The 23,040-nt window shown below is 57.7% G+C and carries 17 protein-coding genes; 3 read left to right on the top strand and 14 right to left on the bottom strand.

The genetic code is table 11. From position 1 onward, the window contains the following. Positions 1 to 131: 131 nt before the first annotated feature. On the bottom strand, positions 132 to 1,013 hold the full coding sequence (locus AC1AWD_RS03455) for an undecaprenyl-diphosphate phosphatase (protein ID WP_476563723.1): 882 nt from the start codon (positions 1,011 to 1,013) through the stop codon (positions 132 to 134). A 230-nt stretch (positions 1,014 to 1,243) separates the two neighbouring features. Here AC1AWD_RS03455 and AC1AWD_RS03460 point away from each other — a divergent pair, with 230 nt between their 5' ends. Next, entirely contained in the window at positions 1,244 to 2,035 is a 792-nt protein-coding gene (locus AC1AWD_RS03460; protein WP_476563725.1) for a fructosamine kinase family protein, read from the top strand. A gap of 153 nt (positions 2,036 to 2,188) precedes the next feature. Here the strand turns inward: AC1AWD_RS03460 and dnaJ are convergent, their stop codons facing one another. Continuing rightward, entirely contained in the window at positions 2,189 to 3,337 is a 1,149-nt protein-coding gene (gene dnaJ / locus AC1AWD_RS03465; protein WP_476563727.1) for a molecular chaperone DnaJ, read from the bottom strand. Between the two features lie 51 nt (positions 3,338 to 3,388). Continuing rightward, on the bottom strand, positions 3,389 to 4,504 hold the full coding sequence (hrcA, locus tag AC1AWD_RS03470) for a heat-inducible transcriptional repressor HrcA (RefSeq protein ID WP_476563729.1): 1,116 nt from the start codon (positions 4,502 to 4,504) through the stop codon (positions 3,389 to 3,391). A gap of 302 nt (positions 4,505 to 4,806) precedes the next feature. Between hrcA and tkt the strand changes: the two genes are divergently transcribed. Both tkt and tal read left to right on the top strand, forming a co-directional pair. Continuing rightward, positions 4,807 to 6,903: a transketolase gene (gene tkt, locus AC1AWD_RS03475; protein WP_476563731.1), complete on the top strand. Its 2,097-nt coding sequence runs from the start codon at positions 4,807 to 4,809 to the stop codon at positions 6,901 to 6,903. A 95-nt stretch (positions 6,904 to 6,998) separates the two neighbouring features. Beyond that, positions 6,999 to 8,102: a transaldolase gene (gene tal, locus AC1AWD_RS03480; RefSeq protein ID WP_476563733.1), complete on the top strand. Its 1,104-nt coding sequence runs from the start codon at positions 6,999 to 7,001 to the stop codon at positions 8,100 to 8,102. 157 nt (positions 8,103 to 8,259) lie between these two features. On the opposite strand, the gene AC1AWD_RS03485 is transcribed toward tal, so the two are convergent. The 11 genes from AC1AWD_RS03485 to uvrA all read right to left on the bottom strand — a co-directional run bounded on the left by AC1AWD_RS03485 (position 8,260) and on the right by uvrA (position 22,933). Beyond that, complete coding sequence (locus tag AC1AWD_RS03485) at positions 8,260 to 9,819, bottom strand: aminotransferase class I/II-fold pyridoxal phosphate-dependent enzyme (protein WP_476563735.1); 1,560 nt, start codon at positions 9,817 to 9,819, stop codon at positions 8,260 to 8,262. Between the two features lie 209 nt (positions 9,820 to 10,028). Then, complete coding sequence (locus AC1AWD_RS03490; protein WP_476563737.1) at positions 10,029 to 10,862, bottom strand: HAD family hydrolase; 834 nt, start codon at positions 10,860 to 10,862, stop codon at positions 10,029 to 10,031. After that, the gene (locus AC1AWD_RS03495) at positions 10,859 to 11,809 is read right to left on the bottom strand and encodes an L-lactate dehydrogenase (protein WP_476563739.1); all 951 of its coding nucleotides are present in this window, start codon (positions 11,807 to 11,809) and stop codon (positions 10,859 to 10,861) included. Before AC1AWD_RS03495 ends, AC1AWD_RS03490 begins: the two co-directional genes overlap by 4 nt. A gap of 111 nt (positions 11,810 to 11,920) precedes the next feature. Then, positions 11,921 to 12,169 (bottom strand): preprotein translocase subunit SecG, encoded by a 249-nt coding sequence (gene secG / locus AC1AWD_RS03500; RefSeq protein ID WP_476563741.1) that lies wholly within the window; start codon positions 12,167 to 12,169, stop codon positions 11,921 to 11,923. A gap of 115 nt (positions 12,170 to 12,284) precedes the next feature. After that, positions 12,285 to 13,079, bottom strand: a complete 795-nt coding sequence (gene tpiA / locus AC1AWD_RS03505) for a triose-phosphate isomerase (protein WP_476563743.1) — start codon at positions 13,077 to 13,079, stop codon at positions 12,285 to 12,287. A gap of 93 nt (positions 13,080 to 13,172) precedes the next feature. Beyond that, positions 13,173 to 14,378, bottom strand: a complete 1,206-nt coding sequence (locus AC1AWD_RS03510) for a phosphoglycerate kinase (RefSeq protein ID WP_476563745.1) — start codon at positions 14,376 to 14,378, stop codon at positions 13,173 to 13,175. A gap of 130 nt (positions 14,379 to 14,508) precedes the next feature. Further along, positions 14,509 to 15,456 (bottom strand): DNA-binding protein WhiA, encoded by a 948-nt coding sequence (whiA, locus tag AC1AWD_RS03515; RefSeq protein WP_476563746.1) that lies wholly within the window; start codon positions 15,454 to 15,456, stop codon positions 14,509 to 14,511. Positions 15,457 to 15,595: 139 nt separating this feature from the next. Then, on the bottom strand, positions 15,596 to 16,576 hold the full coding sequence (gene rapZ / locus AC1AWD_RS03520; RefSeq protein ID WP_476563748.1) for an RNase adapter RapZ: 981 nt from the start codon (positions 16,574 to 16,576) through the stop codon (positions 15,596 to 15,598). Between the two features lie 13 nt (positions 16,577 to 16,589). Further along, positions 16,590 to 17,516, bottom strand: a complete 927-nt coding sequence (locus AC1AWD_RS03525) for a shikimate dehydrogenase family protein (RefSeq protein WP_476563750.1) — start codon at positions 17,514 to 17,516, stop codon at positions 16,590 to 16,592. A gap of 50 nt (positions 17,517 to 17,566) precedes the next feature. Next, positions 17,567 to 19,957, bottom strand: coding sequence for an excinuclease ABC subunit UvrC (gene uvrC / locus AC1AWD_RS03530; RefSeq protein WP_476563752.1), 2,391 nt, complete (start codon positions 19,955 to 19,957; stop codon positions 17,567 to 17,569). A gap of 36 nt (positions 19,958 to 19,993) precedes the next feature. Then, a complete protein-coding gene (uvrA, locus tag AC1AWD_RS03535) occupies positions 19,994 to 22,933 on the bottom strand; it encodes an excinuclease ABC subunit UvrA (RefSeq protein WP_476564566.1) in 2,940 nt (979 codons plus the stop codon). Positions 22,934 to 23,040: the final 107 nt, after the last annotated feature.

Genomic DNA, 23,040 nt, shown 5'->3' on the forward strand with positions numbered 1-23,040 from the left:
ACTGATATGACGAAACGGGCGGTTTAGGGAGGCCTGAACCGTTACATCAGCATTGATATGACGAAACGGGGTTGGGCGCCATGCGGTTTTCGCACGGCGCCCAACCCCGCTTCGTATATGAGCCGGACGATCTAGGCGACGGTCGCTTCAATCGGCGACAGTACGCCGCTGATCAGCAGAATCGCAACGATGACGGCAAGTGCGATGCGGTAAATCGCAAAAGCGCGATACGAGAATGTGGACACGAATTTCAGAAATCCGATAATCACGACATATCCCACGATGAAAGCGACGATGGTGGCCGCAATCGTCGCGCCCCAACCGGGGAACATGCCGGCGTCCCCCGCAGCGACATCCTTCACTGCGGAAACGGTTTCCAAAATTCCTGCGCCGAATACCGCAGGAATGGCCATCAGAAAACTGACACGCACCGCGGCCTCACGCGTATAGCCCAGCGCGCGTCCGAATGTGATGGTACCGCCGGAGCGGGAAACACCCGGAATCAACGCCAGCATTTGACCGATGCCGAACAGCAGTGCGTCCTTGGCCGTCATCTCCTCCATCGTCTTCACCTGCTTGAAACGGGAATCGACATACCACAACAGAGCGCCGAACAAAGCCAGCACCGTAACCGTGATCCACAGGTTGCGCAGCGTCGTCTCGATCACGTCCTTGAACGCCAAGCCGGCGATCAGAATCGGCAGCGTGCCGATGATGATGAACCAGCCCAACTGCGTGTCGCGATTATGCGCGCCAAGACGGTTTTTCCAATCCTTGCCTTCCTTGCCGAACAAAGAACCGAACCATGCGCTTAGAATGCGGATGATGTCGCGGCGGAAATACAGGATAACGGCCAGTTCGGTGCCCAATTGGATGATTGCGGTGAACGCGGCGCCCGGATCCGAGCCCAGCATCAAATCGCCGATAATGCGGATATGCGCGCTGGAAGACACCGGCAAATATTCGGTCAGCGCCTGTACCAATCCTAGGAAAATAGCTTGGAGAAAATTCATACGACCCTTCTTGTCGTTGATTCGTATGCACGTGTGCGTACTTATGCGTGCCTATGCCAATGACACATAGATTAGCGGCTAGCCTCTAAGTGCGCACATAGGAATGCGGGATTGTCGCACAGCGTCTCCACAATGGGAGCCGAGAATCGTCCGGCCGCGTTTGAGTATGGATTTGACCATATGCGCGTGCCGTGGCGCTGGAAGAGCATCGACGATAAGGCGGCAATACAATGGCGAAATACCGTAAAAGCAGGGCATTCAGCCCCGAAGGTTTTTTTGAATGCGAAGGACGCGGCCTGCAATGGTTGGGACAGGCGCACGCCCAAGGCGGCCCCCGCGTCGTCGACGTGTATGAATGGGGGAAGGATTACCTCGATATCGAACGTGTGAACGCCTGCTCCCCCACGCCTGCCGCCGCACGCGCATTCGGCGCGGCGCTGGCGCGCATGCATGACGTTGGCGCACAGTATTTCGGCTCCGCCCCGGACGGATATGAAGGCATCTGCTATTTCGGTCCGCTTCAGGATCCTGTGCCGATGGATTGCGGGCAGTGGACCGACGTCGCAACATATCTGGCCGAAGGCAGGCTACGTCCGATGGTCGAACTGGGCGTTCAGCGCGGCGAACTGCGTCAAAGCGATATGGAACTGACCGAGGAAGTGATTGCCGCGCTGCCTGAAATTCTCGGGCGCGCAGCCAACGACAAGCCCGCACGTGTGCACGGAGATCTGTGGAGCGGCAATGTGATGTGGGCCGCCGACGGCGGCGAAGTCGAAGCGGTGCTGATCGACCCGGCCGCGCATGGCGGACATCGCGAAGAGGATCTGGCGATGCTGCACTTGTTTGGCATGTCATATATGACCGAAATCACGGAAGGCTATCAAAGCGTGCATCCGTTGAAAGCCGGATACGAAGAGCGCACCACACTGTGGCAGCTCTACCCCATCGCTGGGCATTGTGTATTCTTCGGCGGCGGATACGTAAGCCAGTACCGCGCGATGTGCCGTTCTTTACTGCACTGATCGTCAGCCGCAGAGCAAAGCAATCGTCATGCGCGATATATGAATGGTGGCGTCACCTTGATGTAGGTGACGCCACCATTTTTACGCTGTGCTGCAGTTGCTGCCGATGTCGCTGCGGTGCCATACGGCGGGATTCGCCGCAACGGATTCAGTTCAGCTCAGCGCATCCTTCAGCTTGGAGAAGAAGCTCTTCTTCGAAGCCGCAGTCGGGCGGGAGCTTTGCGTGATGTGCTCGGCATGCGTGTCATGGCTGGCGCTGAATCGCTCGATCAAATCACGTTCTTCGTCGCTGAGCTTGGTCGGAATCTGCACTGCTACATGGGCGATCAGGTCACCGCGCTCGCCGCCGGACTGCAGGCTGGTGACGCCCAAGCCATCCATGGTGACGGTCTGTTCGGGCTGACATCCGGCAGGAATGGAAATCGTCTGCTTGCCGTCAAACGTGTCGATATCGACGTCATGGCCTAGAACGGCCCAGCTCATAGGAATCTGCACCCAGCAGTGCAGGTCGTCGCCGTCGCGCGTGAATTGCTTATCCGGCTTGATGCGGATATCGACATACAGGTCGCCGGCTGCGCCTCCGCCTTCGCCGACTTCGCCCTGATTGGCCAAGCGCAGGCGGGAATTATCGCGGATGCCGGCGGGAACTGTGACGCCGACGTTACGGGTGGTCCGCACGCGTCCGTGTCCCATGCAGGATGGGCAAGGATTCGAAATAATGGTGCCGTGCCCTTCGCAGCGTTCGCACGGTGCGGAAGTCATCATCTGACCGAGCATGGTGCGCACGACCTTCTGCATGAAGCCCTGACCGTGGCAGTCCGGGCAAGTCGTTGGCTGGCCGCCGCCCTGTGCGCCGGAGCCGGAGCATTCCTGACATAGGCCGAATGTATTGATACGCACGTGCGCTGTGCCGCCAAATACTGCGGTTTTCAAATCGATGGTCGTACTGGCCAGTGCGTCGCGTCCGGGCTGGGTGCGTGGAACCGGGCCTTGGGAGCCGCCACCGAATGCGCCACCGAAGAACTGGCCGAAGATGTCTCCCATATCGCCCATACCGCTGAATCCGGAAGCGCCGAAGCCGCCGGTGTTCGGGTTGTTCGGATCCACGCCGGCATCGTACATCTGACGCTTCTGTGGGTCGGACAGCACCTCATAGGCGTTGTTGACTTCCTTGAATTTGTCTTCGAATTCCGGGCCGGCGATATCGGGATGGTATTTGCGGCTCATCTTGCGATAGGCCTTTTTGATTTCGTCGTCGCTGGCTGAGCGGTCCACGCCCAGAACTTCGTAATAGTCTGCCAATGCCGTTCCTTTTTTCCTGTTGATTCGCAGTTATTGTGCCATAAGGCGGGGTCAGAATGATTGCCGTTCGTCATCATGCGTGATGATGGACGACAGATAGTGGGCCACGGCCTGTACTGCGGCCATGGTGACCGCATAATCCATATGCGTCGGCCCGATGGATCCGACGAACGCCAAGGGCGTGACTTCGTTGTGGTTCGTATCGTCGCAATCGTCGTTGCCGTCTGCGGCTGTGTTTTCGTCGTGGCTTGTGGAACGTGCCGTTCCGTATCCGCTGGACACAACCGACGCATGCAGCAGTCCCGGAGTATGGGTTTCGGAACCGATGGCCACGCCCACGCCGTCCGCCGAAGGGGTTTCGCTCAGAGCGCTCATCAGCTTCATCAGCACAACCTGCTCTTCGAGGGCGTCGAAGAGCGGCGCGAGATCGGAAAGCGTGCGCTGATGGGCGAGATGGGATGTACCGGCCATATACAGTTCGCTTGCCTTTTCGTCATCGGCCATGCCGGCAAGGGCTTCCGCCAGCGCTTCGATAAGGGATTTCGCGTCGCGGTAGTCGGGGCGTAGCGCCATGGCGCGTAATGTTTCCGCGGAATGCGCCAATGGCATGCCCGCACATTGGACGTTGGTTTCATCTCCAAGGCGGCTGAGCGTTTCCTGACTTGGCAGCGCGGGCACGCTCAGCATATGTTGTGCGACGCGTCCTGTATCGGTGATGACGACCGCAAGCAATGTAGTGGTGGAACCGGGGACGATTTCGACATGCCGGATTGCCGATTTCGCCAGTGAAGGCGCCGCGACGATCGCCACTTGGCCGGTGATCTGCGATAGCAGTCGCGCTGCGCGCTGCAGCGTATCTTGCAGATTGACCGATCCGGACAGGAAACTGTTGATGCCGCGACGTTGCGCTTCGCTCAGCGGCATGACGGTGGATAGCCTGTCCACGAAATAACGGTATCCCTTTTCCGTGGGGATTCGCCCGGCGGATGTATGTGGCTGGATGAGATAGCCTTCGTCTTCCAAAGCCGCCATATCGTTGCGGATGGTCGCGGAACTGACCCCGAGATTGTGGTCGCGCGCCAACGCAGTGGAACCGACGGGCTCTTGGGACCGGATGTAGTCTTCGACGATTGCACGAAGCACCAGCATGCGTCGTGTCTGCGCCATGATGAGCCTCCCCCGTGCTGTGTTAATCAGCAATGAATTTGTGCGCTTTCGCGCATCGATCTGCACGATAATGTTTTAGCACTCTTATGCGTAGAGTGCTAGCTGTTCGTCCTTAGGGGTATTGAATGTGCGTATATGTCAATTGTGAGCGTTAACAGAACACAATCGACCATAATCGTGTCAAAAGTTAACGAATTAGTCGGTTGAGGTGGCTAGTATGTAAGAGCAATGTGAGGGTGCCTACGGCTCGGCACAAGCCGAAAGCCTGGTTCCCGAAGTATTGGAAGGAAAGTAGATCACCTATGACCGATATCACCTGGTCCGAGTTGGATGAGCGCGCCATCAAGATGGCGAAGGCTCTCTCCGCCGATGCCGTTCAGAAGGCTGGCCACGGCCACCCCGGTTCTCCGGTTTCCCTGGCCCCCATCGCCTACACCCTGTATCAGCGCTTCATCAAGCATGATCCTAACGACCCGCAGTGGGCTGGCCGCGATCGCTTCATCCTGTCCGGCGGCCATGCATCGCTGACTCAGTATGTTCAGCTGTACTTCTCCGGCTACGGTCTGACTCTGGATGACCTCAAGTACTTCCGCGGCGGCGCCGACACCCGCACCCCGGGCCATCCTGAAGTCGGTCTGACCCCGGGCATCGAAATGACCACCGGCCCGCTGGACCAGGGCGTTGCCTCCGCAGTCGGCTTCGCTTACGGTCAGCGCTTCGAGCGCGGCCTGCTGGATCCTGAAGCCCCGGCCGGCACCTCCCCGTTCGACCACAATGTGTGGGTCATCTGCGGTGAAGGTGACGTCGAAGAAGGCGTCTCCAGCGAAGCTTCCTCCCTCGCCGGCAACCAGAAGCTCGGCAACCTGTTCGTCATCTTCGACGCCAACCACATCCAGATCGAAGGCGAAACCAAGATCGCTTTCGCTGAAGACGTGCTCAAGCGTTATGAAGCCTACGGCTGGTACACCGACGAAATCAGCTTCATCCAGCCTGACGGCTCCTACAAGGAAGACCTCGATGGCCTGACCGCAGTGCTCGAAAAGGCCCAGCAGGTCACCGACCGTCCGCATTTCATCAAGGTCGACACCCTGATCGCATGGCCGACCCCGGGCAAGACCAACGATCCGTCCTCCCATGGTTCCGCCCTCGGCGCTGAAGCCGTCGCCGGTCTGAAGGAAGCCCTGGGTCTCGACCCGGCTGTTGATTTCCCGGTCGACGAAGAAGCCCTCGCCCACGCTCGCAAGGTTGCCGAGCGCGGTCTGGAAGCCCACAAGGAATGGGACGAAGCCTTCGCCGCTTGGGCCGCCGCCAACCCGGACAAGGCCGCCCTGTACGAGCGCATCAAGGAAGGCAAGCTGCCTGAGGACTTCGACAAGGCCATCGACGAGCTGGAAGCCGGCTATGAAGCCGGTGCCAAGGTCGCTACTCGTAAGGCTTCCGGCGCCGTGCTCAACGCGCTGGCTGCTGTAATGCCGGAACTGTGGGGTGGCTCCGCTGATCTGGGCGGCTCCAACAACACCGATATCAAGGGCGCTGATTCCTTCGTGCCGGCCGAGTTCGCCACCACCCAGCATCCGAACTGCTCCGAATACGGCCGTCAGCTGCACTTCGGCGTTCGTGAATTCGCTATGGGCGCCATCACCAACGGCATCCTGCTGGGCTCCGATACCCGTCCGTTCAACGGCACCTTCTTCCAGTTCGCCGACTATGAGCGCGCTGCCGTGCGTCTGGCCGCACTGATGGAGATCCCGAACCTGTACGTGTGGACCCACGATTCCGTGGCCCTCGGTGAAGACGGCCCGACCCACCAGCCGATTGAACATTTGGCTTCCTTCCGCGCCATCCCGCAGCTTGAAGTCGTGCGTCCGGCCGATCAGTGGGAAACCGCTGAAGCCTACCGTCACTTCTTCGAGAAGAAGAACACGCTGCCGACCGCTATGGTGCTGACCCGCCAGGGTGTGCCGACCCTCGCCGAAACCGCCGAAAAGGCCAAGGACGGCGTCAAGCACGGCGCTTACGTGTTGGTTGAGACCGAAGGTACCCCGGACGTCATCATCATGGCTTCCGGCTCCGAAGTCCAGTGGGCCGTGGCCGCCGCCAAGACCCTGGCCGGCGAAGGCATTAAGGCTCGCGTCATCTCCATGGTCTCCATGGAATGGTTCGAGGAACAGGACGCTGAGTACAAGGAAGCCATTCTGCCGGCTTCCGTCAAGGCTCGTGTCTCCGTCGAAGCCGGCCTGGCCATGCCGTGGTACAAGTACCTCGGCTCCTACGGCAAGCCGGTCTCCATCGAGCAGTTCGGTCTGCAGGGCGACGGTGGCCAGAACATGATCGACCTCGGCATCACCGCCGAGCACGTGGTCGAAGCCGCCAAGGCCTCCATCGAAGAAGCCAAGTGATTCGTCGGGAGGGGCGATGCAGCATCGAAGCCTCGCCCCTCCCTCCCCGATTCTTATAAAGATTTGATCCAATTAGGTATCAAGGAGAAAAACAAATGACTGAAGCAACTCAGCGCACCTCTGACTCCGGTGTCTCGATCTGGCTGGACGACCTGTCCCGCACCCGCATCGAATCCGGCAACCTGCAGGAGCTCATCAAGGACAAGAACGTCGTTGGCGTCACCACCAACCCGTCCATCTTCCAGAAGGCTCTGAGTCAGGTCGGCCCGTACGACGCACAGCTCAAGGAACTCGGCAAGGTCGACGTTGAGACCGCCATCCGCGAACTGACCACCACCGACGTTCGCAACGCCACCGACATCTTCCGTGAGATCGCTGAAGCCACCGACTTCGTCGACGGCCGCGTTTCCATCGAAGTTGATCCGCGTCTCGCCCACGAAACCGAAGCCACCGAAGTCCAGGCTGTGGAACTGTGGGAGAAGGTCAACCGTCCGAACGCCATGATCAAGATCCCGGCAACCCTCGAAGGCCTGCCGGCAATCACCGCCACCCTGGCCAAGGGCATCTCCGTCAACGTCACCCTGATCTTCTCTCTCGAACGCTACGAGCAGGTCATCGACGCCTTCATCGAGGGCATCGCCCAGGCTGACGCCAACGGTCACGACCTCAAGCACATCGGCTCTGTCGCTTCCTTCTTCGTCTCCCGCGTGGATACCGCTGTCGACAAGATGCTGGAAGAGATCGGCACCGACGAAGCCAAGGCTCTCGAAGGCAAGGCCGCTATCGCCAACGCCCGCCTGGCTTACGAGCTGTTCGAGAAGAAGTTCGCCGAGGATCCGCGTTGGGCTGCCCTCGAAGCCAAGGGTGCCAAGAAGCAGCGTCCGCTGTGGGCCTCCACCGGCACCAAGAACCCGAACTACTCCGATTGCGTGTACGTCGACGAGCTGGTCGGCCCGTTCATCGTCAACACCATGCCGGAGAAGACCCTGAACGCCCTGGCCGATCACGGCAATGGCGCTCCGACCATCGCTGGCACCTACGAAGAGAGCCATGCCATCATGGACAAGCTCGCTGAGCTGGGCATCGACTTCAAGGCTGTCACCGACAAGTTGGAAGCCGACGGCGTTGCCGCCTTCATCAAGTCTTGGGATTCCGTCCTGACCGACGTTCAGGCCGGCATCGACCGCGTCAACGGCTGAGACTATCGCCTTTGATGTAGGCTTCGCCTACTAACGAATGGTCCCCTTGAAGCAATCTTCAAGGGGACCATTTCATATATATAACGCCATAAAACATATGTGTGCCATATGCGTATTGCATATGGCACACATGGCCGTGTTCATTCCGTTATATTCGTCATTGACGGTAGTAGCTCAGGAAATGCGTGAGTTTGTCGGTGGCGTCCTTCAGCACTTCGATGCGCGGCAAGTAGACGACACGGAAATGGTCGGGCTCATGCCAATTGAAGCCACCGCCATGCACAATCAGCAGTTTCTCATCACGAAGCAAGTCCAAAGCGAACTGCTCATCATTCGTGATATTGAATCGCTTCGTATCGATTTTCGGGAAAATATAGAATGCCGCCTTCGGCTTTTTCGCGCTGATACCTGGAATGGAATTCAACGCCTCGTAAATATAGTCGCGCTGTTCGTAGATACGCCCGCCGGGAACGATGTAATCCTTGACGCTTTGATGCCCACCAAGAGCGGTTTGAACAATGGACTGCGCCGGCACATTTGAACAGATGCGCATATTGGTCAGCATGTTCAAACCTTCGATATAGTCCTTGGCGATGGCCTTATTACCGCTCAGCACCATCCAGCCAACACGGAAACCTGCAATCATATGTGACTTAGACAGGCCGGAGAACGTGACGCAGAACAAGTCGGGAGCCATTGACGCAATGGAGACATGTTCCAAACCGTCCATAACCAAGCGATCGTAGATTTCGTCGGAGAAAATCATCAACTGATGCTCACGAGCCAGTTCAACGATTTTTTCCAAGATCTCCTTCGGATACAACGTACCGGTTGGATTATTCGGATTGATAATGACGATCGCCTTCGTCTTATCGGTGATCTTGGAACGCATGTCTTCGATATCCGGGTACCAGTCAGATTCCTCATCGCATACGTAATGTACCGGAGTGCCGCCGGCCAGAGTCACGCATGCCGTCCACAGCGGGTAATCCGGGGACGGCAGCAACACTTCATCGCCAGTGTCAAGCAAGGCGGACATGGACAGATTGATCAGCTCGCTGACGCCGTTACCGGTGTAGATGTCTTCGATGGTGACATTTGGCAATCCCTTGAGCTGTGCGTATTGCATAATCGCCTTACGGGCGGAGAACAGGCCCTTTGATGCGGAATAGCCCTCGCTTTCCGTCAATTGCTGGGCCATATCGTAGATGACCTCATCCGGCGTGCGGAATCCGAACGGAGCAGGATTGCCGATGTTCAATTTCAGTACATGGGTGCCGGCTGCTTCCATGCGCGCCGCTTCTTCCACGACCGGGCCGCGCACATCGTACAGAACGTTGTCGAGTTTGTGAGATTTCGTAAAACGACGCATGGGCGTGCCTTCCATAGATTCGAATGATTGTTGAACAGAAGTATTCATATTGTTGTTTTGAACTGTGGACTCAGCAGCTGGTTCAACCTGTTGTTCAGGCTGTGTTGAACCACGTTGCATAGGGACGTCATCGCCGTGCAGCCAGTGTTCATCCACGTTGAGAATCTGTGCCAGCGCGCGAACGATGTCAGGGCGTGGCGTGATTTTGCCACTGACATACTGGCTCATATGGCTTTTACCGAGCTTGACGCCAAGCAGGGAGGCATGACGTACGCAGTCGATTTGTTTGAACTGCCGCAGCGCCATCGCTTGGTTCAATCGTTCAGCGAAACGTGAATCCGTCATCTCGCCCCTCCGGTTTGCTGGTCAACAACAGTTCAAAGTTTAGCATGCGATATGCGGTAAGTATGTGACTGCTGAGGCAAAGTTCATATGTTGAACAAGTGTTGCTTTGAACCAAAGTTCAAAGGCTTGGAAGCGGTATCATATTGAACATAAAGAAAGCCTGCAGCATCGTATTATCGATACTGCAGGCATATTGCGAAAGTTCAAAATCAGTGCAGCAAATGTCGCTCAATCCACTGCGCGACCCCGTCTTCGTTATTGGACGGGCAGATCGCATCAGCGATGTTCAATACTTGAGGATTTGCATTGGCCACTGCAATCGACTGGCCAGATTGTTGCATCATGGCGATATCAATCAAATCATCGCCAAAGGTGACGGTATCCGCCAAAGGAATATCCAAGCGATCACACAGAATGTTCAATGCATGTTCCTTGCTTGCCTGCGGGTTCATTAGCATCCACAGCGAGCCTTCCGAAATATGCACATCGAAATCCGGCGGAATCAAAGAACGCAACTGCGACCACTGCTCCGGCTCGGGAAACATGATCAGCTTGTCTGCAACGCCCTGTGGCACATCATGGAAATCGGTATACTGCCAGGCCTGCGTCTGCCAGATCTTACCGACATCGAAATTGGTATAACGAATGTCATTCATCACAATACCGATTTTCAGATCCGGCAATCGCTCCAGCAGAAACAGACAGACCTCGCATGCGCGCCGCGACGAAAACCCTATCTGTAACAAGTGGCCTTCATCGGCGGATTTCGCACCGATCAGCAGATCGTAATCGGATTTCGACGGCATGAAATCAATCAATGCGCCGTTCAAATATACGCAGGCGTCAACAGGGAGCTTTTCGACGATGCCTAATCCCGTGCTGACCGGCCGAGCGGTCGACACAGCAAAACGAATGCCGCATTCATGAAGCCGTTCGATGGTGCGAATCGCGCGTTCGGTAATGAAACGCTGCTCGAAAGTCTCACCATCATGCAGCAGCGTGCCATCAAGGTCGGCAACTACCAGACGCGGGGCGTCGCTCACAACAGACCCTCGCAGTGGGCGCGGACGACCTCGGCGGAATGATGCAGCTTGGCCATTTCCTCATCCGTCAGCGACAATTCCACGATTTCATTCGCTCCATTCGCGCGTAACTCCGTCGGTACACCCAGGAACACGTCATGCAGGCCGTATTCGCCGTCTAGCAATGTCGATACCGGCACAATGCGGCGTTCATCCCATAGAATCGTCTGCACAATGCCGGCGACGGTCGAAGCGATGCCGAAATTCGTGCCGCCCTTCGCCTCCTTGATGACATTGCCGCGCGCACGGGTTTTGTTTTCGATTTCCTGTGTGGACACGGAAGTGAAACGGGTGCGATTGTCTTCGAGGAACTGCGGGAAAGGCTTGCCACCCACGGAAACCGTCGACCATGGAACGAACTGGGATTCGCCGTGCTCCCCCATCACGAAACCTCCAACATTGCGCGGATCCAAGCCGGTTTCCTCACCGACGATGGTTTTAAGACGGGATGTATCAAGCGCGGTGCCGGTGCCCAACACCTGCGTGCGCGGCAACCCGCTTCGCTTGTATACATACCAGGACATCACATCGACCGGATTCGACACCATGATGATGACGCCGTCGAAGCCGGATCCCATAATGCCGTCGACGATGCCGTCGATGATGCTCAGCGTGAATTTGAGCTCGTCCAAACGATTGGCGTCCTGCGGAGGGCGGCGTCCGGCTGTGATGACGACGATATCCGCATCGGTGCAGTCGCTGTAGTCTCCGACCTTGACCTTCACATGACGGTCAAGGAATTCGCTGCCGTCACCAAGATCATGGCATTCGCCCAAGGTCTTCGTCTGGGCGGGATCGATAAGAACGACCTGATTGCATAGGCCTTGGGTGATAATGCTGAAGGCGACAGTGGCGCCGACCGTGCCAGCCCCGACGACTACGACTTTATTGCTGTTCATGGTAACCACGATGATGCTCCATTTCTTTACTCTGCATTCACGAACCAAACCGCATAAACGCAAAACGTCGGCCCATGGTTCTTAGACGAATCATGGGCCGACGTACAGCAGTGATAACGATCAGATGAGGCCGAACTTTGACATCAATCCCAAAGCGATGATAATCGCCACCCAAATCAGGGCGATGATGACGGTCCAGCGGTTCAGGTTCTTTTCCGCGACGCCGGAGGAGCCGGCATTCTGCGTCAGGCCACCGCCGAACATGTCGGACAGGCCACCGCCCTTACCCCTATGCATGAGGATAAGCAGGGTGAGCAGCAAGCTGGCGAGCACGAGAATGATTTGCAGCACAATCTTGACGATATCCATAGCTGTCAGGAACCTCCAGTTCGTAAATACTGCTGACAAGAATAGCGCAACCCATTGAACAAATGGGCGCAATGACATTGCTTTTGGAATACATGACGGTATGTATTCGGTTGAATTACCGAGACGACTTCAATGTGAGACGGCAGATGCGGGCGAATTCGTCGACATCCAGCGAAGCACCGCCAATCAGGAACCCGTCCACATCGGGCTCCCCTATCAGCTCCACTGCGTTCTTCGACGTAACCGATCCGCCGTACAGAATGCGCACGACGTCACCGACTTGCGGACCGAACGTGGCGGTCAGGTCGGCTCGTATGGCTTGGGCCGCATCCTGTGCGGATTGCGGCGTCGCCACCATGCCGGTGCCGATGGCCCATACCGGCTCGTATGCGATGATCAGACGCGCGGCTTCCTCATCAGACAGATCGCGGGTCACGTCGTGCACTTGGCCGACGGCGAAATCCAGTTCAATGCCTTGACGGCGTTCCTCGTAGCTTTCGCCCACGCACAGAATCGGCTGCATGTCGGCGGCCAGCACCGCGCGCACCTGATCGACGATGGTCGCATCGTCTTCAGGATGATATTTGCGGCGTTCTGAATGGCCGACAATCACATATCGGCATCCCAAGTGGGCGATCATGTCGGCGGACACGTCGCCGGTGAAAGCGCCTTGCGAAGTGACGGAAACGGCCTGTGCGCCATAGTGGATGTTCAGGTCATCGGCTTCGACCAGCACCTGAACGCTGCGCAGGGAGGTGAACGACGGCATAAGCGCGACTTCGCAGGCGCGATAGTTGAAATGCACGTCACGCAACAGCCAAGCCAGTTTCTGAACGAAGTAGGTGGCTTCGCGATGATCGAAATTCATCTTCCAATTGCCCGCTACCAGCGGAATGCGTTGTGATGCCATAGAAAAAGTGTAAATCCTTGGATGAATCAGGCTATAAACGAGGCTGCGCCCCGGTTCGTTCAAGGACCGGGGCGCAGCTCATGATGATTGCGATCAGTCGAGCACCTTCAGGCCCGGCAGTTCCTTGCCCTCGAGGAATTCGAGGGAAGCGCCGCCACCGGTGGAGATGTGCGAGAAGCCATCCTCCGGGAATCCGAGGTTACGCACTGCGGAAGCGGAATCGCCGCCGCCGACGATGGTGAATGCGCCAGCTGCAGTGGCGTCAACGAGACCCTGGGCCACAGCGCGGGTGCCATCGGCGAATTCGGCGATTTCGAACACACCCATCGGGCCGTTCCACACGACGGTCTTGGAATCGACGATCTTGTCATGGAACAGCTTCTGGGAATCCGGACCGATGTCCAGACCCATCTTATCGGCCGGAATGGCGTCAGCGGCAACGACTTCCGGAGCGATCGGGGTCTCGCCTGCCGGGAAGCCCGGATTCACGACGATATCGGTCGGCAGCACCAGTTCGACGCCGTTCTTTTCGGCGGTCTCGATGTAGCCCTTGACCTTCTCCAGCTGATCCTCTTCCAGCAGGGAGGTGCCGACCTCATAGCCCTTGGCTTTGAGGAAGGTGAACACCATGCCGCCGCCGATGACCAGACGGTTGGCCTTGCCCAGCAGGTTCTCGATCACGCCGAGCTTATCGGAGACCTTGGAGCCGCCAAGCACGACGGTCAGCGGGCGCTCCGGGTCAACGGTGGCCTTGGACAGGGCGGTGACTTCCTTCTCGACCAACAGGCCTGCGGCAGCCGGCAGGTCGGCGGCAACGTCATAGTTGGAGCCCTGGGCGCGGTGCACGACACCGAAGCCGTCGGACACGAAAGCGTCGCCGAGAGCGGCGATCTTCTTGGCGTATTCGGCGCGCTCGGCCGGATCCTTGCTGGTTTCCTCAGCATTGAAGCGCACATTCTGCAGCAGAACGACGTCGCCGTCGTTCATCGCGGCGACCTTGGCCTGTGCGTCTTCGCCGTAGGTGTCTTCTGCCAGCGGCACTTCGATGCCGAGCAGTTCGCCAAGACGAGCGGCGACCGGGGCGAGGGACAGCTCCGGAACGACCTGGCCCTTCGGACGGCCCAGGTGGGCCATCAGGATGACCTTGGCGCCTTCTTCGCGCAGGGTCTTGATAGTGGGCAGGGCAGCCTTGATACGGCCGTCATCGGTGATCGTGGTGCCGTCCAGCGGAACGTTGAAATCAGCGCGAACGAGAACGCGCTTGCCCTTGAGATCTCCGAGATCCTTGAGTGTCTTCATGAATTTCCTTTCCTAGCCGCATGATGCGTGGAATGGCATATTTTTGCCAATTTATGATAATACAGGCTTTAACGAACAAAACACCGCATCCGAAAGAAAACGGACACGGTGTTTTGGGATATGTATAAAGTCAGGCATCCTGACGGCGGGCCTTCTCGGTTTTCTCCGCCAACTGCAGCAGTCGCCGAATACGACCCGCGATGGCGTCCTTGGTGATTGGCGGATCAGCCAAACGGCCCAGCTCTTCAAGGCTGGCGTCGCCGTGGTCGAGGCGTAGCTGGCCTGCGGCGCGAAGATTTTCGGGAATGTCATCGCCAAGGATTTCAAAAGCCTTACGGACCTTGTCGCTTGCCTCGGCGGCCGCCTTCGCGCTACGACGCATGTTGGCATCGTCGAAATTGGCCAGACGATTCGCCTTTCCACGGGCTTCGCCGTCGGAACGCTTTCCGGTCCATTCTCGCGCGGAACGCGGTGCACCCATAAGGATGAGCATGCGCTCGATTGAATCCGGATCCTTCAGCGTGATGCGTTCGGAACTGCGCAGCTGACGTGGCTTGGCGCTGATGCCGAGACGACGTGCGGCTCCGGCCAAGGCCAAAGCGGCTTCGTTGGTCGGACAGACGATTTCTAGATAGCTGGCCTTGCCCGGGTCGGACAAGCCGCCGTGCGCAAGGAATGCGCCACGCCATGCAGCTTTGACCTGAGCGATGTTGCCGCTGATGATATCGGCGGGCAGACCGAGCACAAGATGCTTGCGACGGTCGAGCAGGCCGGTCTGCAACGCCAGCGCCGCGCCTCCGCGCTCAACGCGGATCAGATAGCGCTGGACGACACCGTTAGGGGTCTGGCGGGCGACCTGAGTCAATGTGGCATCATGGCCATACAGGTTCCTGATGGTGTCTTGCAGCCATTGCGCGGCGTCCAACGAATCGAATTGCGCCTGCACAATGATCTGACGCTGTACCAGATGCAAACCGCCGCCAAAACGAATCATCGACGTCGCTTGCGCCTTCTTCGCGGCGGGCAACTCGTTATTGATTGCGGACAGTTCGCTTTTGACATCATCCAGAAGAGCCAAGAGCCAGCCTCCTCCATCCCGTTTCTTCTCGTCTTTTCCGCGCAACATATCGGTGTGTCGCGCGTTGTTATCGGCTTACTGTGATACCTAACGTAGTGGACAACTGTCCCAACGATTTTCTATATTTGGACGAATCTTCTCACAATCCGGTCTTTGTGGTGTGATTGGGCCCGCCGTCCAGTTTATCCAGTTCTCGTGCTGAAACCGTAACGGACAATCCACGGGCCCTTAAACGTTTGGCCAAGGCTTCGCTCATCGCCACCGAGCGATGCTGGCCTCCGGTACAACCGATGGCAATGGTGACGTAATGCTTGTCTTCCTGTGCATAGCCTTCAATGGCGACGGCTATGGCCTTCTCGTATGCGGACAGGAAATCCTGAGCCCCTTCGCTGGAAAGCACATAATCGCTTACCGGCTTGTCTCGTCCGTTGAGATTACGCAATGCGGGAACCCAAAATGGATTCGGCAGGAAGCGTACATCCGCCACGAAATCGGCGTCGATCGGGATGCCGTATTTGAAGCCGAAACTGAAAATATGCACTGAAACCGTTTGCGGGCCTGCTCCCAGCATGGCTTCATACAGTTTGGTGGACAGCTGATGGATACTGAGCTGCGACGTGTCGATGATGATGTCGGCACGCTCCTTGAGACTTTCCAGCATGTCGCGTTCCTCAAGGATGCCGTCGATCAGACGATTGCCCTGCTGCAGCGGATGCGGGCGTCTTACGGACTCATATCGCTTGATCAGCACTTCGTCGCTGGCGTCCAAGAACAGGATCCGTGTTTTGACGCCCAAATCATCCAAATGGCTGAGCACGGCGGAAACGTCAGTGAAATAGTCGCGGGTGCGCACGTCGATAACCGCGGCGAGCTTATGCACGCCGGAATCCGAAGACGTCATCATGTCGACCAATGGGACCATAAGCTTCGGCGGCATATTGTCGACCACATACCAGCCCATGTCTTCGAAACTGTTGGCCGCATGGGAGCGGCCCGCGCCGCTCATGCCGGTGATCAGCAGCACTTCGAAGCCTTCCGCAGGCGCGGGGGTTCCGAGATATCCTGCGTTCGGCGCGTTCGGGGAAGATTCGTTGGAAGATCCACTCGTAGGCGTCATCATATGCGTCATCGTATTACAGCACCTCCTTGAGTGCCTCGCGCATGGAGGTTTCCAATGCGGCGTCGGCGTTGAAATCGGTGAATACGTCATTCACATCGGTTCTCGCGGTCATAAGGGCAACCTGTCCGATTGCCTGATATAACAGCATTTCTTCGCCTCCGATGGCAAGGCCTCCAGCGGTTCGCCAGGCTTTCATCAAAGCGGTCGGGCGAGGATCATACAGCACATCCAACAGCAGACCATGCGGGCGGACATCATATTGCTCGATGATGCTGGCGATCGCATCCGCGGCATGACCGGGAATCGTGCTGATAACGACATCGGCGGCCTGCAATGCGGGCGCGATATCGTCGATTGCGATTGCGTCAAGCGGCGTGGATTCAAGAATGCCGGCGACATGCTGCAATTCCTCGATATTCTTGTCAGGATGACGCGCGGCGACGGTGATATGCGTGATCAGAGGATTCGACAGTGCGGTGCAGGCTGCAACAGCGGACGTCGCGGTGTTACCGTTGCCGATAACCACAGCCTCCCCCGTGGCGGTTGTGCCGGATGCCGTGACGCCAATGGCATGCCCAATCGCATTGACGATGCCTTTGACATCGGTGTTGTACAGTCGAATATACGGAAATCCGTCCTCATGACGATGCTCCCAGTCGAAAATCGCCGTATTCGCGACCTTCAACTCCCCCGCCCACAAGTCATCAGGCGTGCCGTAGGGCTGAATCGTCTTCTTCAACGGCATCGTCAGACTCAAACCGGCCCACGTCGGGTCAAGCGAATGCAGAAAAGCATCAAGATCGTCCCGCCCGACTTCGTGACGATCATAGAACCAATCATCCAAACCCAGAGCATGGTAGGCGGCATTGTGCAGAACGGGAGACAGCGAATGTGCAATCGGCTGGCCCAATACCGCGCAACGATGATTGATATTCGACATGTCGTCCCCTTCTTAAAAACACTTCCCCTATGCTACCAGCCGAGGCGAAATCACGAGGGATTCCGTCCAGCTGACGTTTTGCCTTTGGCTTCCTGCGATTCTTCGGACTCTTCGGCATGCAGCGCCTGATAAATCGTTTCGGCCTTTGCCTGACCTATGCCCTTGACCTGCTCCAACTCTTCGATGCTGGCCTGGCGCATGGCGCGTACGGACCCGAAATGATTAAGCAAACGCTTCTGATATGCCGGGCCAATGCCCGGAATATCGTCCAAAGCCGAACGCAACGCGCCTTTACGGCGGGATTGACGATGATACGTGATCGCAAAACGATGAGATTCGTCGCGCACCCGCTGCAGCAGATACATGCCTTCGGATTGACGTTTGAGAATGATCGGGTAATCATCGTCCGACACCCACACCTCTTCCAGACGTTTCGCCAAACCACAGACGGCGACATCATCCACACCGCAATCCTCGAGCGCTTTGGCCGCGGCCATCACCTGCGGTTTGCCGCCGTCGACGACCACCAGATTCGGCTTGTACGCGAAATGACGACGATTCGTGTTCTGCTGCACAGACGTTGCTGCTTCCCCGTTCGTCGGCTGAATGGTATCCGCTGCGGAATCATTATCGTCATTCTGCAGTGAAGCCGAAGCCGCACGTCGCTCGTTATCCATGCTGTCGCCTGAATCACCGGCGATATTGCCATGGCGGAAACGTCTGGTCAGCGTCTCATACAACGCGCTCAGATCATCCAACGCCCCCTGCCCGTCGGCGCCACGAATCGCAAACCGGCGATATTCGCTTTTCTTCGCCATAGCATCTTCGAACACGACCATCGACGCCACCTGGAAAGCGCCACCCACCGTATTGGAAATGTCATAGCATTCAATGCGCAGCGGAGCCTGCTCCAATCCCAACGCGTCGGCCACATCATTCATCGCCGTCGAACGCGACGCCATATCACTGACGCGACCCATCTTGCTGCGCTGCAACGCCTGCTTCGCGTTTTCCGTGGCACGATCCATCAACTGCTTCTTATCGCCACGGGCGGCAACGCGGATCGTCACACCCGCCCCGCGCAACGAACTAAGCCAGGATTCCAGCTCCTCACGGCGTGCAGGCTCGACCGGCACGATCACTTCACGCGGAACCGGAGCGATAGGGGCAAGCAGATCGTCACGGCCAGTTTGCTCCTGACGCTCATTGCGTGTTCTGGTGGCCTGCGCGCGGGCCAGCGCGTCCGTGGCGGTAGCCGATTGCGTGACTCCGATGGCGTTGCGGCGCTCGCTGATCACCGTCGCGCTCTGAGCCGTCGGCAGCCGTTCCGCCTTGGCGCGGTTGACGCTGTCGGACGCGATATCCGAATACACCTGCACGATCAGGTCGGCGATCAACTCGTCATCGCCGACGTCCTCCACACGTTCCACACTCCAATTGCGCTCGCCTCGAATCGTGCCTGCTCGTACGAAAAACGCATGCACCGACGCTTCCAGCTCGTCACTGTCCATGCCGAACACGTCGGCGTCGACCTGATCGTCAAGTACGACTGCGTTCTGTTCGACGACGGTCTGCAGCATCTGAATCTGATCGCGAATACGGGCCGCCTTTTCGAATTCAAGTTCGGCGCTTGCGGCTTTCATATCTTTCGTAAGCTGAGCGATATACGATTTGCCGATGTGACCGGTCAATACGCCGGCCAGCTGTTCGCATAGCCTGCGATGCTCCTTGGCGCTGACCCGGCCGACGCAAGGCGCGGAACATTTGCCGATCGAGGCAAGCAGGCAGGGACGTTTCGTCAGCTCCGCCTTATGGAACACGCTGTCCGAACAGGTGCGAACAGGGAAGGTCTTCAACAGACGGTCAAGGCTATGCCGCAGCTCCCACACTTTCGCATACGGGCCGAAATAGCGGGTGTCACGGCGCTTGCGGCTGCGCGTGATCCACACACGCGGCACGTTCTCCCCCGCCGACACCGCAAGATACGGGTAGGTTTTATCATCACGGAACACGACGTTGAAACGTGGGTCGAATTCCTTGATCCACGTGTATTCCAATGTCAGGGATTCCAATTCGGTGCCGACCACCGTCCATTCAAGAGAACGGGCGGTCAACACCATGGTCTGCGTGCGTGGATGCAGCAGATACAGCGGTTGGAAGTAATTGGTCAGACGGTTACGTAGATTCTTCGCCTTGCCGACATAGATCACGCGCCCTTCACCGTCGCGCCATTTGTAGACGCCGGGTTGTGCCGGGATATCGCTGGTTCTGGGACGGAACAGGTCTCGGGTGTCACCCAGCAGCGGTGCGCCGTTTTTGTTGACCGCCGCACCCGTCTGCGTATCGGCGGCGTGAACCGACGCGCTCGCATCTGCCTGCAATGCGGACGCCGTTTTGCGCCATTCACCCGGACTATGCCGTTCCACCAATCCAGAGGACACGTCTTTCCTTTCCGCTGTTCCCGACCTGCATGTTCGCTACGCTTTGAGCATCGGCTTGAGGAATTTGCCGGTCCACGATTGCTCGCATTGGGCCACATGTTCCGGCGTGCCTTCCGCGACGATGGTGCCGCCCCCGTCGCCGCCTTCAGGGCCGAGGTCGATGATCCAGTCGGCGGATTTGACGACGTCGAGATTATGTTCGATGACGATAACCGTATTGCCTTTGTCGACCAATCCCTGCAATACCAGCAACAGCTTGCGTACGTCCTCGAAATGCAGACCGGTGGTCGGCTCGTCGAGTATATAGACGGTTTTGCCGGTTGAGCGACGCTGCAATTCGGTGGCGAGCTTGACTCGCTGCGATTCACCGCCTGACAGCGTCGGTGCAGGCTGGCCGAGCCGAATGTAGCCCAAACCGACTTGCACCAGTGTTTCCAGATAGCGGGAAATCGACGGATACGATTTGAAGAATTGCGCCGCCTCTTCGATCGGCATGTCCAGCACGTCGGCCACGGACTTGCCGTTGTAATGCACTTCCAAGGTTTCGCGGTTGTAGCGTTTGCCATGGCATTCTTCGCATTCGACATATACGTCGGGCAGGAAGTTCATTTCGATCTTCAACGTGCCGTCGCCATGGCAGGCTTCGCAGCGTCCGCCCTTCACGTTGAAGGAGAAGCGTCCCGGACCGTAGCCGCGCACCTGTGCCTCCGGGGTTTTGGCGAACAGGGTGCGGATCTTATCCCATACGCCCGTGTAGGTGGCGGGATTCGAACGCGGTGTGCGGCCGATCGGGTTCTGATCGACATGAATCACCTTGTCGCACTGGTCGATGCCTTCGATACGCGTATGCTTGCCCGGCACGATACGTGCGCCGTTGAGCTTGTCGGCCAACACCGGGTAGAGGATCTGATTGACCAGCGTGGACTTGCCCGAACCGGAAACGCCGGTGACGCAGGTCATGACGCCCAGCGGGAAGTTCACAGTGAGATTCTTCAGATTGTTCTCACGCGCGCCGACCACACGCAGCTGCTTCGTACGATTCGTCTTACGACGCTGCCGCGGCACTTCGATGGCGCGCCGGCCGGCGATATAGTCGCCGGTGACGGAACGCGAAGCATCGACTAGATGCTTCGCCGGACCGGAATAGATGACCTCGCCGCCATGCTCGCCGGCGCCCGGTCCAATGTCGATCACCCAGTCGGCATTGCGAATCGTGTCTTCATCATGCTCGACGACGATCAGCGTATTGCCCAAATCGCGCAGATGATGCAGCGTGCCGATCAGCCGTTCATTATCGCGCTGATGCAGGCCGATTGAAGGCTCGTCAAGCACATACATGACACCGACCAGACCGGAGCCGATCTGCGTGGCCAGCCTGATACGCTGCGCTTCGCCGCCCGACAGGGTTTTCGCAGCGCGTGACAGAGTCAGATAGTTCAATCCGACATCGTTGAGGAAGCCGAGACGGGCGCGAATCTCCTTCAGTACCTCGCCGGCGATCTGAGCCGCCGAGCCTTCCAATTCCAAACCGTTCACCCATGCGAGGCTTTTTTCCGCCGACATGTCGCACACGTCGGCGATGGATTCGCCTCCCACCGTGACAGCAAGCACCTCCGGGCGCAGACGGCGCCCGTGGCAGGCCTGACATGGCACTTCACGCATGAACGATTCGTAATACTGCTTCATCTGATCGGAATCGGTTTCGTCATGACGGCGCATCAGCGTACGCACGACACCTTCGAATCCGGTCGAATATTCGCGCATGCGACCCCAACGGTTGCGGTATGACACCTGTACTTGGAAATCATGGCCGTACAGGATCGCATTGCGGATATCCTGTGGCAGATCCTTCCACGGTGTATCCAAATCGAAACCCATCTCGTCGGCAAGGCCTTCAAGCACATGGCGGTAATAGTCGCTGGTGCCTTTGCCGATGCCCCACGGTTCGATGGCGCCCTCGTTCAGCGTCTTCTCCGGATCGGGGATCACCAGTTCCGGGTCGATTTCCAGGTTGTAGCCGATGCCCGTGCATTCTGGGCAGGCGCCATACGGCGCGTTGAACGAGAACGTGCGTGGCTCGATTTCATCGAGCTCAAGCTGATGGCCGTTCGGGCATGCGCGTTTTTCCGAGAAGGGTTTGCGGCGTTCCGGATCGTTCGCATCCAAGTCGACGAAATCGGCCACCATAATGCCTTTGGCCAGCTTCAACGCCGTCTCCACGGAATCGGTCAGGCGTTGACGGATACCGTCCTTGACGACCAGACGGTCGATCACCACTTCGATGGTGTGCTTCTTCTGCTTGGTGAGTTTGATGTCGTCGGACAGCTGCACCATTTCACCGTCGACCAATGCGCGTGCATAGCCGTCCGTTCTCAACAAATTCAGCAGGTCTTCGAACTCGCCTTTACGCCCGCGAACCACGGGGGCGAGAATCTGGAAACGAGTGCGTTCGGGATATGCCAGCAGAGCGTCGACCATCTGCTGCGGCGTCTGCGCGCTGACCGTCGAACCGCATTCAGGGCAATGGGGAATGCCCGTGCGCGCGAACAGCAGTCGCAGATAGTCATAGATTTCCGTAATCGTGCCCACGGTCGAACGCGGATTGCGGTTGGTGGTTTTCTGATCGATGGAGACGGCAGGGCTCAGGCCCTCGATGAAATCGACGTCCGGTTTGTCCATTTGCCCAAGGAACTGGCGGGCGTAAGCGGACAACGATTCGACATATCGGCGCTGACCTTCGGCGAATAAAGTGTCGAACGCCAATGAGGACTTGCCTGAACCGGACAAGCCGGTGAACACCACCATACGGTTGCGGGGAAACTCCAGATCGACGTTCTTGAGATTATGCTCGCGTGCACCTTGGACGACGATTTTCAGATCGTTAGGCAGATGCTTCAGATCCGCCACCAGAGATCCATTAGTGTTGACCAGTGGCGCTTTTTTGATTTCGCGCGACAGGAACACGTCGCTGGTCATGATGCGTTCCACCGTCACTTCACTGTTTTTGGGAGCCGTATGCTTCACCACTATCGGATTCCTCCGCCCTGCTCGAATAATGTCTTCGAACAAGAATACCGCATGCG

Source organism: Bifidobacterium sp. LH_512, assembly GCF_056356435.1.

Coding starts and splice junctions, on each gene's coding strand:
- AC1AWD_RS03455 (WP_476563723.1), bottom strand. CDS start 1,013: ATGAATTTTCTCCAAGCTATTTTCCTAGGATTGGTACAGGCGCTGACC.
- AC1AWD_RS03460 (WP_476563725.1), top strand. CDS start 1,244: ATGGCGAAATACCGTAAAAGCAGGGCATTCAGCCCCGAAGGTTTTTTT.
- hrcA (WP_476563729.1), bottom strand. CDS start 4,504: ATGGCGCAGACACGACGCATGCTGGTGCTTCGTGCAATCGTCGAAGAC.
- tkt (WP_476563731.1), top strand. CDS start 4,807: ATGACCGATATCACCTGGTCCGAGTTGGATGAGCGCGCCATCAAGATG.
- tal (WP_476563733.1), top strand. CDS start 6,999: ATGACTGAAGCAACTCAGCGCACCTCTGACTCCGGTGTCTCGATCTGG.
- AC1AWD_RS03485 (WP_476563735.1), bottom strand. CDS start 9,819: ATGACGGATTCACGTTTCGCTGAACGATTGAACCAAGCGATGGCGCTG.
- secG (WP_476563741.1), bottom strand. CDS start 12,169: ATGGATATCGTCAAGATTGTGCTGCAAATCATTCTCGTGCTCGCCAGC.
- tpiA (WP_476563743.1), bottom strand. CDS start 13,079: ATGGCATCACAACGCATTCCGCTGGTAGCGGGCAATTGGAAGATGAAT.
- AC1AWD_RS03510 (WP_476563745.1), bottom strand. CDS start 14,378: ATGAAGACACTCAAGGATCTCGGAGATCTCAAGGGCAAGCGCGTTCTC.
- rapZ (WP_476563748.1), bottom strand. CDS start 16,576: ATGATGACGCCTACGAGTGGATCTTCCAACGAATCTTCCCCGAACGCG.
- AC1AWD_RS03525 (WP_476563750.1), bottom strand. CDS start 17,516: ATGTCGAATATCAATCATCGTTGCGCGGTATTGGGCCAGCCGATTGCA.
- uvrA (WP_476564566.1), bottom strand. CDS start 22,933: ATGACCAGCGACGTGTTCCTGTCGCGCGAAATCAAAAAAGCGCCACTG.